This is a genomic window from Oryzihumus sp. (assembly GCF_036391795.1).
In the GTDB taxonomy this organism is placed as follows: domain Bacteria; phylum Actinomycetota; class Actinomycetes; order Actinomycetales; family Dermatophilaceae; genus Oryzihumus.
This window is the reverse complement of sequence record NZ_DASVZH010000156.1, coordinates 1-14570: the sequence shown is the minus strand read 5'-3', so window position 1 is coordinate 14570 and position 14570 is coordinate 1. Positions and strand designations below refer to the sequence as shown.

At 68.9% G+C, this 14570-nt stretch carries 12 protein-coding genes; 8 read left to right on the top strand and 4 right to left on the bottom strand.

Translation table 11 applies throughout. The features are described from left to right. Positions 1-1094 precede the first annotated feature (1094 nt). On the bottom strand, positions 1095-2507 hold the full coding sequence (gene tnpB, locus VF825_RS09425) for an IS607 family element RNA-guided endonuclease TnpB (RefSeq protein WP_331112547.1): 1413 nt from the start codon (positions 2505-2507) through the stop codon (positions 1095-1097). Positions 2508-2706: 199 nt separating this feature from the next. Here tnpB and VF825_RS09420 point away from each other — a divergent pair, with 199 nt between their 5' ends. Together VF825_RS09420 and VF825_RS09415 are read left to right on the top strand one after the other, a co-directional pair. Then, positions 2707-3447 carry a PP2C family protein-serine/threonine phosphatase gene (locus tag VF825_RS09420; protein WP_331112545.1) on the top strand — a complete coding sequence of 247 codons (741 nt, stop codon included), beginning with the start codon at positions 2707-2709 and terminating at the stop codon, positions 3445-3447. 106 nt (positions 3448-3553) lie between these two features. Beyond that, the gene (locus VF825_RS09415; protein ID WP_331112543.1) at positions 3554-3733 is read left to right on the top strand and encodes a hypothetical protein; all 180 of its coding nucleotides are present in this window, start codon (positions 3554-3556) and stop codon (positions 3731-3733) included. 152 nt (positions 3734-3885) lie between these two features. On the opposite strand, the gene VF825_RS09410 is transcribed toward VF825_RS09415, so the two are convergent. Then, the gene (locus VF825_RS09410) at positions 3886-4851 is read right to left on the bottom strand and encodes a DUF6454 family protein (protein WP_331112541.1); all 966 of its coding nucleotides are present in this window, start codon (positions 4849-4851) and stop codon (positions 3886-3888) included. A 285-nt stretch (positions 4852-5136) separates the two neighbouring features. Here VF825_RS09410 and VF825_RS09405 point away from each other — a divergent pair, with 285 nt between their 5' ends. From VF825_RS09405 to VF825_RS09395, 3 genes are all read left to right on the top strand, one after another. After that, entirely contained in the window at positions 5137-6102 is a 966-nt protein-coding gene (locus VF825_RS09405; RefSeq protein WP_331112538.1) for an ABC transporter ATP-binding protein, read from the top strand. A gap of 134 nt (positions 6103-6236) precedes the next feature. Continuing rightward, complete coding sequence (locus VF825_RS09400) at positions 6237-7481, top strand: ABC transporter permease (protein ID WP_331112536.1); 1245 nt, start codon at positions 6237-6239, stop codon at positions 7479-7481. A gap of 2 nt (positions 7482-7483) precedes the next feature. Next, positions 7484-10273: an alkaline phosphatase family protein gene (locus tag VF825_RS09395; protein ID WP_331112534.1), complete on the top strand. Its 2790-nt coding sequence runs from the start codon at positions 7484-7486 to the stop codon at positions 10271-10273. 173 nt (positions 10274-10446) lie between these two features. Here VF825_RS09395 and VF825_RS09390 read toward each other — a convergent pair whose 3' ends face one another. After that, positions 10447-11154, bottom strand: coding sequence for a DUF3761 domain-containing protein (locus VF825_RS09390; protein WP_331112532.1), 708 nt, complete (start codon positions 11152-11154; stop codon positions 10447-10449). A gap of 946 nt (positions 11155-12100) precedes the next feature. Between VF825_RS09390 and VF825_RS09385 the strand changes: the two genes are divergently transcribed. The 3 genes from VF825_RS09385 (at position 12101) to mscL (ending at position 14119) form a co-directional block, all read left to right on the top strand. Next, a complete protein-coding gene (locus VF825_RS09385; protein ID WP_331112530.1) occupies positions 12101-12799 on the top strand; it encodes a DUF899 domain-containing protein in 699 nt (232 codons plus the stop codon). 35 nt (positions 12800-12834) lie between these two features. Continuing rightward, entirely contained in the window at positions 12835-13371 is a 537-nt protein-coding gene (locus VF825_RS09380; protein WP_331112528.1) for a hypothetical protein, read from the top strand. Between the two features lie 313 nt (positions 13372-13684). Next, positions 13685-14119: a large conductance mechanosensitive channel protein MscL gene (gene mscL, locus VF825_RS09375; RefSeq protein ID WP_331112526.1), complete on the top strand. Its 435-nt coding sequence runs from the start codon at positions 13685-13687 to the stop codon at positions 14117-14119. Positions 14120-14191: 72 nt separating this feature from the next. On the opposite strand, the gene VF825_RS09370 is transcribed toward mscL, so the two are convergent. Next, positions 14192-14533, bottom strand: a complete 342-nt coding sequence (locus VF825_RS09370) for a hypothetical protein (protein ID WP_331112524.1) — start codon at positions 14531-14533, stop codon at positions 14192-14194. Positions 14534-14570: the final 37 nt, after the last annotated feature.

The window sequence follows — 14570 nt, the reverse complement described above, 5'->3', positions numbered from 1 at the left end:
CGGTCAGGTGGCGTCTGATGCTTGGTGGGTCGGCCAGAGCGGTCCGACGGGCTTCTACCTGTCGGACGAGGCTGTCGACTGGATCGAAGAGGTCGCCAACGGGGAGGTCCCCGGGCCCCGACGCGACAGGTGAGTCAACCGGCCAGACCTTCCGCTTCTGCCGCTGAGCGCGCGGCTGGTGGCGTTCACGCTGCAGTGAGGACCGACCGTGGTCCCTCCGCGAGCGCGGACAGAGCCGGCCGTGGGCGCCTCGACCCGCCAGGCGTGGCAGATGGGCCGGAGGACCGGCTGCTTGTCGTCCCTGCCGAGCCGGCGCCCCTCGAACCGGTGCGCACGGCCCAGCTCCCGGGCCGCGACCGCGGTGACGACGTCTAGCCTCATGGCGTGATCTTCATCATCGGTGGCGGCCTTGGGTCACTTGCCTTGCTTGTCGCTGCCGCCTGGATGGGTGCGCTCGCCCGGCAGGAGCCATCCCGCAGATTCCGGGTGGGTGGTCGCGGTGTGCGTACCGCGGAGGTCACCTTTGACGTGTGGCTCCGACGGTACTTGCCATGGTCGGCGGCGCTCTGCCTGACTCTGATCGGGCTTGGCGCCTTAACCCGGTCGCGATAGGTGCCGAAGTATCTCTCTTCTGCCGCGGTGAGCGCGTCATTCGTCCAAACATGGTCAGACGTGCCACCGCGCGGTGGCAGGGGCTGTGAGACGGGTAGGTCGTTCGGATGAGTCCTCTGTGACGACAGACGCGAAAATGTGATCGTGGGACTGGTCAGCAGGCTTCGGGTCCTTCGTGCCGGACCAGTCGCGCCGCTGGCGTGGCTCGTGGTCGTGCTGGCCCTCGACCTTGCCACGGGGCCGGCGTTCGTTCCGGCGGTCCTCTACGCCATCGCTCCGCTGATTTCCTCACTGGGTGTGTCCCTATTCGGGGCGCACCGGCTTCCCTTGACGCGCCCCTTAGGGGTCGGTCCTTGGTTGCCTTCCAGCCGCCATCCGGCCTTGCGAATGGTCTTGCGCTGGTTCCGACCCAGGGCCCTTCGTGGTGCGAGGTGGCGGTCGGCTCTTGACCCGGCCCATCCGGGTGCAGACAGTTGCGCGTGTCAGGCGGCCGCGATGAGCGGCGGCGAAGTCTTCGGTGGTGGCGTGTAGCGGGCCAGGTTGATCGCGGCGTTGACGTCCCGGTCGGCGACCAGCCCACAGCCATCGCACCGGTAGACCCGGTCGGCCAGCGACAGGTCGCCCTTGACGGTCCCGCACCCGGAGCACGTCTTCGAGGACGGGAACCACCGGTCGGCGATGATGAGCTCGGTCCCGTACCAGCCGGCCTTGTAGCTCAGCTGGCGGCGGAACTCCCCGAACGCGGCGTCGGAGACGACCCGGGCCAGCTTCTGGTTGGCGAGCATGCCGGCGGTGTTGAGGTCCTCGATGGTCACGCTGCTGTGGCTGCGGGCGAGCTCGGTGGTGATGCGGTGCAGCAGGTCCCGTCTCAGGTGCGCGACCCGGGCGTGCACCCGGCCCAGGCGTCGGGCCGCCTTCTTGCGGCCGGTCGAGCCCTGCTTGGTTCTCGCGAGGGCTTGGTTGGCCAGCTTCAGGCGTGCCTGGGCGTGCTGCAGTGCTTTCACCCCCTGGTGCGCGTGCAGCACGCGTCCATGTTCGTCGGCGACGACCGCCAAGGTCTTGACCCCGAGGTCCACCCCTACCCGTTCCGGGTGGTGCTTGGCGGTTCGTCGCTGGTGGTGCAGCTGCGCGGCGACCCCGGTGATGGACACGACCCAGCGCCCCCGCTCGAACCGGAACGAGGCGGCGTAGACGTGGAACCGCCCCGCCTCGAGCATCCTGGCCAGCTTGCCGGTGTGCTCGTGCACCCGCAGCTCACCGAGCTTGGGGAACCGGATGGCGCGAGGCCCGGCGGGGCGCAATGGCGAGGTCTGTCCGGGTGTGGACTTCGACCGCAGCCGGAACGCCGGCACCGTCTTGTGCCGGGACTTGAACTTGGGGAACCCGGCCAGTTTCCCGGCCCGCTCACCCGTCCGCGACGTGGCCCAGTTCGCCAGCGCCTGCGCGGCGTTCACCGACGCGCACTCGAACACATCAGCACTGACCTCGTCCCGCCAGGCCAGCCCCCGGCTACCGTCATCGTTGACCGGGCTGGTCGGGAGCCGGCCGGTCTTCCAGGCGTTCACCTCGTTGATGAACGACACCTTCGACCAGGACAGCGCAGGGGTCAGGTCAGCCTCGGCGATGCCGTAGCTGCGTTCGGCGGCGCGCTGGTCCAGGTTCGCCTTCACCCGGCCCAGGTGATGGTTGAACGCCAGCCGGGTCGCCCCGGCGTGCGCGAGCAGCTGCCGCGCCTGCGCCCGGTTCGCGTGCAGGGTGAACCGGAACGTCGTCGCCCGGGTCAACGGCACACCGGTGTGCGAAACCAGCACGGGGCTGGCCTGCTTCATGGCGGCGTCCTTCGGCACGAGGCTGATGGTGCCGCACACCACGGACAGGACCACGAATAGGGACACACTCTCTCAGTCCTGTTCCGCCCGTTGGTCAAGGCGGGGTTCGGGGCGACGGCCTTCCTCCTGGCGACTGGCTCGGTGGTCGTTCGGGGGACTGGGGCACGGCGGAGGCGTGGGTGCCCATGCTGGATGCCGCGCTGGTCGGTGGCGTCGCGGTGCTGCTGGCTGTCGTGCGAGTGCGCCGGGAGGCGCAGCTGGCCGGATGGTGCGCATTGCCGAGGTGGCCCAGCGGGCCATTTTGCCCCTGGTGCCTCGCCGCATCGGGCCAGTCACTGCCAGCGTCCGATACGTGTCCGCGGCGGAGGACGCGCTGGTTGGGGGTGACCTGTACGAGTGGTTCCAATCCGATCGGCGGGTCTGCTTCATCGTCGCCGACGTCCGCGGCAAGGGCATAGGTGCCGTGGAGCTGGCGGCGCGGGTCATCCGAGTATTCCGGCAGTCGGCGGCCAGCCTGACCGATCCGGCCAAGATGGCGGCCGCGATGAGCCGGTATCTGGCGCCATTCCTCGATGATGAGGAGTTCGTGACCGCGGTGGTCATGCAGATCGTCGGCCGCGGTCGCGTCACCCTGGTCAGCTGCGGACACCCGCCACCGTTACTGGTGACGAGCCAGGACGGCGCCGACCTCGTGGACCTGCCTGCGGGCCTGCCGCTCGGTTTGGGAGAGGCGTACACGGCGGTAACCCTCACGTGGGCGCCTGGCGACCGATTCCTGCTGTATACCGACGGACTCAGCGAGGCCCGCAACGCCAAGAGCGAGTTCCTGGAGCTCGAGCAGCTCGGCGACCTGGTTCGCCACGCGCCGTTCTCGGGCGCTCTCGATGAGGTCCTCCGAGCGGTGCGGCGCCACGTCCCCAGCGGCCACTTCACCGACGACCTCGCGATGGTTCTCGTGGAGAACGCCGGACAGAACGGCAGCGCACCCGGCCGACGAACGCCCTGAGCGTCGCCCTGCGGACCATCGCTCCGGATAGCGGACGTGTGTCACGGACTGGGCAAATATTCCGGTAACCGCTTACATCAGCGCGCGACTCGCCGATCCTTCACGTGTGACGGCATCCCAGGCGCCCGCGAACCCCGTCATCGAGATGTGGGGCGACACCCTGGACGACTTGCTGGTCGTGATGAACAGGCGCGACCTGACCGGGGCCTTCCTCCAGATGCTGACCCCCACCGAGGTGCGGGAGCTGGCTCGGGTCACGCGTGTTTGCCCTCTGGCCTGCTGCTGAGCCCGCGGTCCAGATGGGTGGTGACGTCACCGCCCATCCCCTTCCATGTGTATGGCGGGGACGTCACCACCCAGCCAGGAGGCGCCCCAGACCACGTCCAGGGCGCCTCATCCGATCCGCGCCTTACCCCGAGCCCGCCGTCAGGTGGAAGCTCAGCGGTCCACGTTCGCGTGATAGGTGAAGAGCTCGGTGCCGTTGCCCTCGTCGCCGTTGTCCGGGGCCGCCCACAGCGTGAGCTGGTTGCCGGTCGCGGCCATCTTGACCGGGTTGCGGGTCATGACGTGTCCGGCGGTGGACCACTTCTGGAACGGGACCTCACGCAAGATGTTGTGGCTGCGCAGGTCGATCATGGTCAGGCCGCCCAGCTCGTAGGTGGCACTGGCGCCACCGGCGGTGGGGGTCTGGGGCAGGTTGGTGATGCCACCGCAGATCATCTTGGCCGAGGGGACGTACTGGCAGTCCTGGTAATCGGTGAAGAAGCTGCTGTTGTCCCACGTGCGGATCTGCTTGCCTTGCAGGGTCCAGTCGTAGAAGCGGCGCGAACCCCAGTTGTTGCCGACCAGGTGCCCGGTGGTCCGGTCCCGGACGATGCCGCCGATGTGGTCCTTGACCTCGAAGGCCTTGGTGACCTGCAGGGTCCTGGCGTTGACCCTGTAGATGATGGCGCTGGAGTTGGGCCGGTACTGGGCGACAGGGACCCAGATGTTGGTGCCGTCGAAGTCGATTCCGCCGGGGTGGTACATGTCGCCATCGACGAAGGTGATGTCCTTCTGCAGATGGCCCTGGCGGTCCATGACGAACAGGTGGCCGACGCCCTTGCCGGGCGTGCGGTCATAGCCCCCGACCGGGGTGGGGTACTTCTGGGTCGGCTCGGTGACCTGTGTGGATGACAGGAAGAGGTGGTCGGGGGTGATCGCCAAACCCTCGGGGTGGTAGGTCGAGAAGTTCAGCTTCACCTTCTCGACCTGGCTCCAGTCGGTGTTGCGGTCCACGGCCTGGAAATCGCGGGCCAGGTCGCCGTCGCTGGCGGTTGCTGCGGCGCTGGCGCTGGCGGCTCCTCCAAGCAGCAGCGCCAGTGCAGCGGCGCCGCCGAGTGTGCGCAAGGTGGGGCGCTTCATCGGTTGTCTCCTTCGTCGGAATCCCCGGCAGGGTGGGGACGCTAAGGCGGAGACATGAACGAGGCGCGACTACGGCTGAACGGCACGTGGCCGTCTGGGGGAAAGCGTGGCGGGACCGGGGAACCTTGTCTGCTCCGTGGTCGGCGATGCATTCGCGGTCGTCGACGGGACTTCCGCCTGAACGTCGGCTGGCCCTTGACGTTCGCTCCCGGTTCAGATTCCGGCCGCTCCCAGACCATTTGGCCTTCCTAGCCTCTCCACCGGTCGCGAAGTGAAAGGGCCCCAATGGAGAGCGCACCGGCTGTTCGGTCTCGAAGCATCACCAAGTATTTCGGCGACGTGGTCGCCCTCGACGGCGTGGACCTCGACATCCCTCGTGGCCAGGTCCACGGTCTCGTGGGGCCGAACGGCGCGGGGAAGACCACGCTGCTCGGGCTTCTGCTCGGGCTCTCGGTCCCCGACCGGGGCAGCCTCGAGATCCTCGGCGCGCCGGTCGATCGGGTGCTTGGGGTGCCGGATGGTGTCGGCGGCTTTGTCGACGGGCCTGGGCTCTACCCGTCGCTGACAGCCCGGCAGAACCTCGCGGCCCTCGCCACGCTACGTGGCTACGGACCTGGTCGGGGCAGCGAGGTCGACCATGCTCTGGAGCAGGTCGGTCTCATCGACGTTGCTGGCGACCGCGTCCGTGGCTTTTCACTCGGGATGCGCCAGCGCCTCGGTTTGGCAGCCGCCCTGCTGACCAAGCCTCGGCTGCTGGTACTCGACGAACCCTCCAACGGCCTCGACCCGGCGGCCAAGCGCCACGTCCACCGGGTGCTCGATGGCCTGGCTGCTCAGGGCGCCGCAGTCGTGGTCTCGAGCCATCAGATGGACGACCTCGCTGCGCTCTGCTCCGAGGTCACGCTCCTGGCCCACGGCAGGGTGGTGTTCTCCGGGTCGGTGAGCAAGCTCGCCGCCGAAAGCGGTCGACTCGACTACCGGGTGCTGACCTCCGACGTCGCCGGCGCGCGCCGGGTCGCGGCCGAGACCCCCGGGCTCGAGCTCGTGCCGGATCGCCCCCCATTCAGGCGCGAGGACGACGCCGTCGTCACTCGTGGTCCGGTCAGCGCCGTCGACGATTTCGTTGTCCGCCTGGTGGGCGCCGGTGTCGCTGTCCGCGAGCTGGGCCCAGTGATCCCCCCGCTCGAGGCTGCCTTCCTTGCCCTCACCGGAGCCGAGGATGCCCTCGCGGCGCAGGGGGACGTGCGGTGAGCACGACGACCATCGAGCCACCGGCCGCTTCCCTGCCGGCCGACCCTCCCGAGAACCGCCCGGCCGGCCTCGGCTCCAGCTTCCGTTTCGAGCTGTTCAAGCTGTTCGCCCAGTGGCGGGTCCGGATCGTCCTCGTGGCCTGCTGGGTCGCGCCGGCTGTCTTCATCGTGGCCGCCAGCGGTCAGAGCTCGCTGCCGAGCGACACAGTCTTCGGTCGCTGGATGTTTGTCACCGGCTGGGCCGGCTCGCTGGTGCTGCTGAGCTTTGCCTGCAGTTGGGTGCTCCCGCTGCTCACGTCCCTGGTGGCCGGAGACGTCTTTGCTGCCGAGGATCGCCTGGGCACATGGCGCCACCTCATCATGGCCGTGCGATCCCCACGCCGTATCTTCGTCGCGAAGTCGCTGGCCAGCGCCGCCGTGATTGTCGTGATGGAGGTGGGCCTGGCCGCGTCGAGCATCGGCGGGGGCATCGCCGTGGTCGGCAACCGCGAGCTCGTCGGGCTCGATGGTCATCTCATCGACGTGGGCCAAAGCGCAGGGCTGGTGCTGCTTGCCTGGGCCTGCGTGATGGTCGCCTCGCTCGCGTTCGCGGCGGTCGGTCTCCTCGGGTCGGTCGCGCTGGGTCGCTCACCGATGGGCCTGCTCACGCCGGCGCTACTCGCGTTCGTCCTCCAGGCGGCTCAACTGCTGCCGATGCCTGCTGCGGTGCGTCTCGCCCTGCCCAGCCAAGGGTTCCTGGCCTGGCGCGGCCTGTTCACCAGCCCGGCGCAGATTCGGCCGGTGCTCGTCGGCCTGCTGGTCAGCCTCGCCTGGGTCGTCGTGGCGACGGCCCTGGCGTACCTGCTCTTCGTCCGCCGTGACTTCACCGACCTCGCCTCCGACGGGTCCGCTCGCCGGACCCTGCTGGTGGCCGCGCTGCCGGTGGTCGCCCTTGCGGGGGTGAGCATCGCCGTGGTCGCTCTGGCGACGCCCGCGAGCGGCTCCGGCATCGACAAGGTCAAGGTCGAGGAGTCGCTGGCGACGTCTTTCGCACACCTCTACCGCCTGCAGTCTCGCGAGCTCCACCGGCCGGACGTGTCCGAGGCGCAGCTAGGAGCGAGCGCGTCGTGCTACCGGGCCGGATCTGCCGGCGACGACCAGGGGCCGGGCAATGACTGGCGCTGTGCCGTGTCGTGGCACATCCCCGGAGCCACCGCGGTGGGAACGGCCCTCTACCAGCTCGACGTCGCCGCTGAAGGGCGGTACGTCGCCGACGGTGACGGGCCGAAGGAGGTGAACGGCTACTTCCAGATGCGTACCCCCAGCGGGGACGCCGCCAACCCCTTGTGGCAGATCGACGGTCTCGTCGACCTGTCGTCACGCAGTTCCTCGAAAGGATGATCATGCAGGTCACTCGTCAACGGCGCGCCTCGGGACCAGGTCCTGAGCAGGGTCGCACCAACCGCAGGGTCCGGATCGCTCTGGCCAGCACCGCGGTCCTCACCATTGCTGGTGGTGGGATCGCCTCCGCCGCGACGGACGTGTTCGGCAACCACACCGTCGGCACCGAGTACGCGAACGGGCTCCAGATCTCCGACAACCAGGTCATCAAGCCCCTCGGCGACCGCCTCATGACCGAGTACGGCAAGTTCATGGGCTCGACGGTCAGCTCCGACGGCCGCTTCCTCGCCGCAAGCAGCGCCGACAAGGGAGTGGTCCTCCAGGTCTTCGACCTCGCGGCCCACAAGCTGATCTACCGGGTCGGCAAGGCGGCCGGCGTCGACCAGACCCTCACCGACGGCACCGTCGGCCAGGAGGGCCCGACCTACTCGCCTGACGGCAAGTTCCTCTGGCTCTCCCAGCAGGACGCCCTCACCCGGTTCCCGGTCAACCCCGACGGCACCCTGGGCGCCGCCACTCGATTCCCGCTCCCGCAGGTCAACGGGCACTCCGCGCTCCCCGGCAAGTCGGTCTACTCGCCAGACGGCTCAACTCTCTACGTCGCCGTCAACGGCCAGAACAGCGTCATGGCCCTCGACCCCGCGACCGGCGTGGTCAAGCACACCTGGGCCGTGGGCATCGCGCCGAGGCACCTGACGTTCGTGGGCAACAAGCTCTATGTCAGCAACGAGGGGGGCCGGCAGGCCAGGGCGGGTGAGCCCACGATCAACTCCTACGGCACCGACGTGCCGGCCGACCCCCGCCTCGGCACCACCACGACCGGCACCGTCAGCGTCATCGACACCGCGGCCCCGTCCACTGCTGTCAAGACGGTCGGCGTCGGGCTGCACCCGACTGCGATGCATGCAGCGGGCAGCGCGCTCTTCGTCGCCAACACCAACAGCGACACCGTCTCGGTGATCGACACCGTCAAGGACTCCGTCGTCCAGACCATCGCGACCCAGCCGTGGCCGAAGGCCAAGGTCGGGTACGAGCCGACGGACATCGCGCTGACCAAGGACGGCCACCTGCTGGTCACCCTCGGCCGGGCGAACGCGGTCGCCGTCTACCGATACAGCAACAAGCCGCAGGAGCCGGTCAGCTACGTCGGCCTGCTGCCGACGGACTACTACCCGGCCAATGTCGCGACCGTCGGCGACCGGGTCGTCGTCACCAACACCCGCGGCATCGACGCCCGCGGGCCTGCGATCACCACCAACAAGGGCTACGGCGTCCCCGTCGTCAGCGGCCACGACACGCACAGCACGACGGCGTCGCTGACCAGCTTCACCCTGCCCAGCGACAAGCAGATCGGCTCCTACACCTCGACCGTCTTCGCCCAGAACGCCTGGGGCAGAAACGACGTCCAGCAGGCCGAGGGCAACACCGCCAGGGCGGTGCCGGTGCCGGCCCGCGTCGGCGACCCCTCGACGATCAAGCACGTCTTCATGATCGTCAAGGAGAACCGCACCTACGACCAGGTCTACGGCGACGACGCCCGGGGCAACGGCGATCCCTCGCTGGTGCAGTTCGGGCAGAAGGTCACCCCCAACCAGCACGCGCTGGCCAAGCAGTTCGGCCTGTACGACAACCTGTACGACATCGGCACCAACTCCGCCGAGGGCCACAACTGGCTGATGCAGGGTGACAACCCGGAGTACACCGAGTCCAGTGCCGGTGAGTACGTGCGCAGCTACGACACCGAGGACGACGCCTTGGGGCATCAGCGTTCTGGGTTCCTGTGGACCGCTGTCCAGTCCGCGGGCAAGAGCGCGCGCAACTACGGCGAGTTCACCCAGTTCCTGACCAAGCCGGCCGGCGCAACGTGGCAGAAGTACTACTGCACCGCCAAGCAGGTCGCGGCCGGTGGCAACCCCAGCGCGTTGACGGACCCGTCTGTCAAGTCCGACACCGAGTCGCCGATCCCGTCGCTGAACCAGATCACCGAGCACGACTACCCGAAGTTCGACGTGAACGTCCCGGACATCTACCGCTACCAGGTCTGGAAGCAGCACTTCGAGAAGGAGGGCCCCGCGAACTTCAACATGCTCTGGCTCTCCAGTGACCACACCGGTGGTGCGCCGGACGCGCGGGCCCAGGTCGCCGACGGCGACCTCGCCGTGGGTCAGGTGGTCGACGAGATCTCGCACAGCAAGTACTGGAAGGACTCGGCCATCTTCGTGGTCGAGGACGACAGCCAGGACGGCGCCGACCACGTCGACGGTCACCGCGCCCCGGTCCAGGTGATCAGCCCGTGGGCTCAGCACGGCAAGGTGGTCAACACCTACTACTCGCAGATCAACATGGTCCGCACCATCGAGCAGATCCTCGGTGCGCAGCCGCTGAACCAGAAGGTCGCCGCGGCGACGCCGATGTACGACGCCTTCCAGTCCAAGCCCGATCTCACGCCCTTCTCGGCGGTGCCGAACCAGATCTCGCTCACCGAGCAGGTGACGCCCCCGCCGTCGTGCGGCCAGGACAGCCCCTCGGGGGCGAGCGCTGCCGCGGCGCAGCCCACCTCGGTGACCGTGCCGCCCTCGGAGAAGGCGGTCGCAGCGCAGTGGGAGGCCTGGCGCGAGAAGCAGGGATTCAACAGCAGCAACGCAGCCCCCGACACCGCGAGCCCCGAGCTGATGAATCGGTTCACGTGGTATCAGGCGCACAACTGGGCCGCCCCCTACCCGGGCGACCCGAAGATCTACACGCCGTCGCAGGTCCCCGGCGGCTACATCCCCAGCTCAGACGGTCAGTGACCCTGTCGCACGGGTAGCAACGCCGCGCGGCAGGCCGACCCCAGTCGGTTGGCCCGCAGGGTTGAACGCCAGGGAGGCGGGTCCGCAGGGACCCGCCTCCCTCTCTGCGTGTCACGGGCCTCACCGACAGCCGGAAGGAAACGCCATCGATGGAGTGCGGTCCGCGCTGGGACTCAGAGCCAGATCGCGACGCCGCCGTGGTGGGAGCAGGTGCCCTGGTGGTGCTGGGAGTAGGAGTAGGTGCCGTCGTTGCACTGGGCGGTCGCACCAGCGGGGGCCGAGGGCGGCTGCGGAGCCGGAGCAGGCGCGGGCGCAGGTGCCGGCTTGGGCGCCGGGCGCGGTGCGCTCGTGACTGTGGACCCGACGTACTTCTGGTAGGCGGCCCACCAGTCGGTGGCGATGGCGTGCTGGGCGGTCGTCAGGGGCAGCGCACCGGAGCAGACGAGGGTGTGGAGGCGGTTCTCGACCGCGTCCTTCTTGTGCGCGCCCAGGATCGGGGCGTAGGGCTCGGGCCACAGGTTGGCCGTCGCGGTGGGGGAGCCGCCGAGCTCGAGGGAGATCAGGTGGTCCTCCTCGTAGTCGCTGGTGGCCTGGTCGCCGTGGAAGGCATAGCCGGAGGCGAGCTGGTTGCGCTTGAGCGCGGTGGTGTACGAGGAGGAGGGGCGGATCGTGGAGGTCCAGCCGGAGACGCAGATGGTCCGGCGGATGGTGGCCTGGGTGACGGCTGGGTTGGTGGCGCCGGGGGTGCGCCGCGCGTTGGGAAGGATGGCGCCGGAGCGGTTGACCACCGACCCGCCGGTGGATGCAGCGGCGGCGACGGCGACCACGGGATGCACGGGTGCTGCCGTCTTGGCCGGGGCAGGGGCGGTGGAGGTGGCCACCGAGGAGGGGGTGGAGACCGGCAGCGCCAGGACCTGGGATGCGGAGTCCCCAGCCCCGTGCGCAGCGTTCTGGCCGTGCGCCGCTGGGCCACACCCGGTTGCCATGGTCGCAAGCAGCAGCACGGCGGCGCCGGTCCGAACGACGGAAGGCACGCCTGGGAAGTGCGGTCGGCTCCGCCACAGCGCGGCGACCCGGAGGCTCTTGGATGGGCGGGGTGCGGGCACAGCGCATCGACGCATGGTGACTCTCCTTGATCAGCCCGGAGAGTCCCCTGACCTCCGCCGTGGAAGTGTCGCAGCGAGGCCCTGTGATTGCAGGCGAATGCCGCAAACTCGACGCTGTGGCGGCCGCCGGGTGGGTCCGGCCGAGGGGTCGCCCTCATCCCCTGCCCTCGGATCGTGCGAGGACAGGGGGATATGGCCAACTGGCGCGTCCTTGTTGCCGAGATGCCGCTGGTCGCCGTGGTGGGTGGGATCCGAGTGACCTGCCAGATGGGCAGTCGGCGGTGTTCGAGCCGATGCTCACCGCTCAGGGCTGCGCAACCCGCACCGTTGAGATATCTGGACCATACCCCTAGGGGTATATGCTATCGCCAGCGGACTCGCGAGCGCCTGATCCCCCCGTCGGAGCGCCCGTTCGCTAGGAGCCCCCTCGCCCCCCACGAGGGGGCTCACCGCTGCGGGTAGGGCTGCTGGTCCAGGACGGCGACTGCCACACGCCGAGCCACCGCTCCATGCCTGCCATCGTCTTGCTCGACGGGGATGGATCGAGGGCCGCTCGACGCGTAGCGTGAATGGGCGCGTCATCTCGCGCTGCGGGGTGGCTCGCCACTCACGAGCCGGCTCCGTGATGGATGGAGGGCCTACCGATGGGGTGGTCCGCTTCAGGCCGCTCAGCCCGAGTCCATGCCTGCGGTCAATGAGTGCTTGAAGGAGGAACCAGCTCATGAAGACACCTCCGATCGTCTCCCCGCAGGAGTGGGAAGAGGCCCGGGCGCGACTGCTGGTGAAGGAGAAGGAGCTCACCCGGGCGCGCGACGCGATGGCGGCCCAACGCCGGCGTATGCCGTGGATGGCCGTGGAGAAGGACTACGTCTTCGAGGGGCCGAAGGGGCCCGCCAGCCTGCTTGACCTGTTCGAGGGCCGTCGCCAGCTGATCGTCTACCGAGCCTTCTATGCGCCCGACATCACCACCTTCGCCGAGGGCGGCTCGTACCCGGACCGGGCTTGCGTGGGCTGCTCGTTCGTCGCCGACCAGGTGGCGAACCCGGCACACCTGAATGCCCGCGATACCTCTCTGGCGTTTGTGTCGCGGGCCCCGCAGCCAGACATCGCGCACCTCAAGGCGCGGAATGGCTGGGAGCTGATCCCGTGGTACACGTTGACGGACGACTTCGACGCCGATTTCGGTGTGGACGAGTGGCACGGCACGAACGCGTTCATCCGCGACGAGGACCGGGTGTTTCGGACCTATTTCGTCAATAGCCGTGGCGACGAGGCAATGGGGAGCACCTGGAACTATCTCGACATCACCGCGCTCGGTCGCCAGGAGGAGTGGGAGGACTCGCCGGCGGGCTACCCCCAGACCCCGCCCTACCGGTGGTGGAACTACCACGACGCGTACGGGCACGGCGCCTCACGCTAGATTCTGCGCGCCGGTTGTAGTGAATTGGGGGGGCAATGAGCCTGTGGTTCGCACCCGTGCCGCCGATGCCGCCGTCGCCGGAACTGGGTTGCGTGGTCGCGGACTGGAAGCGATCGAAGAGCTATTCGGTGGTCTGGTTTGGCGTGAGCGTCACCTTCGGGGTCATCAGCCTCGCTCTGCTGACGTTCGGCGTCCACTCCCTCCTGGTCGCGCCAGGGACGCTGGCGCTCCTCGGGGTTCTGGCATGGGTCGAGGCACGGCGTACGTATGTGGCTGTCGGGGACGGCTGGCTGTACGTCCGGCGGCTCTTTGGTGGCGCTTGGACGTCCCTGTCCAGCCTTGAGTCCGGATGGGTCACCGGCAAGGGCGGTACGACGTTGCTGCTGCGCGGCCCCTCATTCCGTGCCCGGGTGCCCGTCCATGAGCTGTCGCTGCGTCGGCCCACGGCGTTCCACGGGGAGCTTGCGCGGCGAGTGCTGGCGCAACGGCTGGACCTCAGTGCCCAGGCTGCGTTCGTTCTGCGGGCCTGGGCGGACCCGACCGTTGCCGAGCGAGGCGGCGCAGCAGGGTAGACAGCAGGAACCTGACCGGAGCCCGCCGGCACGCGCAGGCAGCGGCAGCTCCGATGCCCCGTCAAGGAGTGGGAGGAGCCTCAGGGGACGGGCCGATGCACAAGGCCCAGGGTTCGCCCCTCCGGCGCCGCCCGACTGCTCGTCGAGGTCGGCGACGTCCCCCCGGTTCCCGAGCAAGGCGTCCTGGAACGGACCCGCACCCGTCGACGGCTCTTCGGGCGACCATGTACGGCATCTGCCGCGAGGCGCCGGTCTGTGCCAGCATCGTCCCGGTGCGAGCGCCAGCGAGGCGCAGGCCGAAAGGGTGGTCTACATGGTCAAGGGATTCCGGGACTTCATCCTCCGAGGCAACGTGGTCGACCTCGCGGTCGGCATCGTCATTGGCGCCGCATTCGGCGCAGTGGTCACAGCCCTGGTCAAGGACTTCATCACGCCGGTTCTCGGGGCCATCGGCGGCAAGCCCGACTTCTCCGGGCTCTACTTCACCCTCAACGGCAGCAAGTTCCTCTACGGAGAGTTCATCAACGCGCTGCTGTCGTTCCTGCTCATCGCCGCCGCGGTGTACTTCTTTGTCGTCATCCCGGTGAACAAGCTCATGGCTCGGTACAAGCCGGGCGCCGAGGAGCCCACGCCGACGACCACCTGCCAGCACTGCCTGTCCTCCATCCCGATCGGCGCCACCCGGTGCGCCTTCTGCACCGCCGACCTCACCGCCGCCGCCGGAAACCCCAGCGCCAGCACCGACTGACGAGCAGTCGAGTCCTGCGGACCGCAAAGGGGTCCTCACCCGACGCCGTGAAGCTCCCTCGCGAGAGAATCGCTACCTGGCGAACAGCGACACGGTGTTGGTGACCAGCATCCACAGTCCCAGCACGGCGCCGAGCACCAGAGGTAACAGCCCTGCACGGTGGCCCTCCGCCCGCGCCCTGTTGCCGTACCAGACCGCTGCGCCGCACGGGACCAGGAACAGGACTATCGCCGGTACGCCGGCGACGAGCGCGACCCACAGCGGTTCGGTCGCGTCCTCGGGCTTGTAACCCAGCACGGCGTACAGCCCCTGCCCGACGGCGAAGGCCAGCACGAACCCGACCGGGATCAACGCAACGGCGACCCAGGCCCGCGAGAGGTTCGTGCGCTGACCACCACTGCTCTGTCCTCCCACTTGTGGGATCCGCCGCGTGGCTGGCATTGCACACCTC

What these genes read in the sequence shown, in the direction of transcription:
- VF825_RS09420 (WP_331112545.1), top strand. Translation starts at nt 2,707, where the DNA reads ATGGTGCGCATTGCCGAGGTGGCCCAGCGGGCCATTTTGCCCCTGGTG.
- VF825_RS09410 (WP_331112541.1), bottom strand. Translation starts at nt 4,851, where the DNA reads ATGAAGCGCCCCACCTTGCGCACACTCGGCGGCGCCGCTGCACTGGCG.
- VF825_RS09405 (WP_331112538.1), top strand. Translation starts at nt 5,137, where the DNA reads ATGGAGAGCGCACCGGCTGTTCGGTCTCGAAGCATCACCAAGTATTTC.
- VF825_RS09395 (WP_331112534.1), top strand. Translation starts at nt 7,484, where the DNA reads ATGCAGGTCACTCGTCAACGGCGCGCCTCGGGACCAGGTCCTGAGCAG.
- VF825_RS09385 (WP_331112530.1), top strand. Translation starts at nt 12,101, where the DNA reads ATGAAGACACCTCCGATCGTCTCCCCGCAGGAGTGGGAAGAGGCCCGG.
- VF825_RS09380 (WP_331112528.1), top strand. Translation starts at nt 12,835, where the DNA reads ATGAGCCTGTGGTTCGCACCCGTGCCGCCGATGCCGCCGTCGCCGGAA.
- mscL (WP_331112526.1), top strand. Translation starts at nt 13,685, where the DNA reads ATGGTCAAGGGATTCCGGGACTTCATCCTCCGAGGCAACGTGGTCGAC.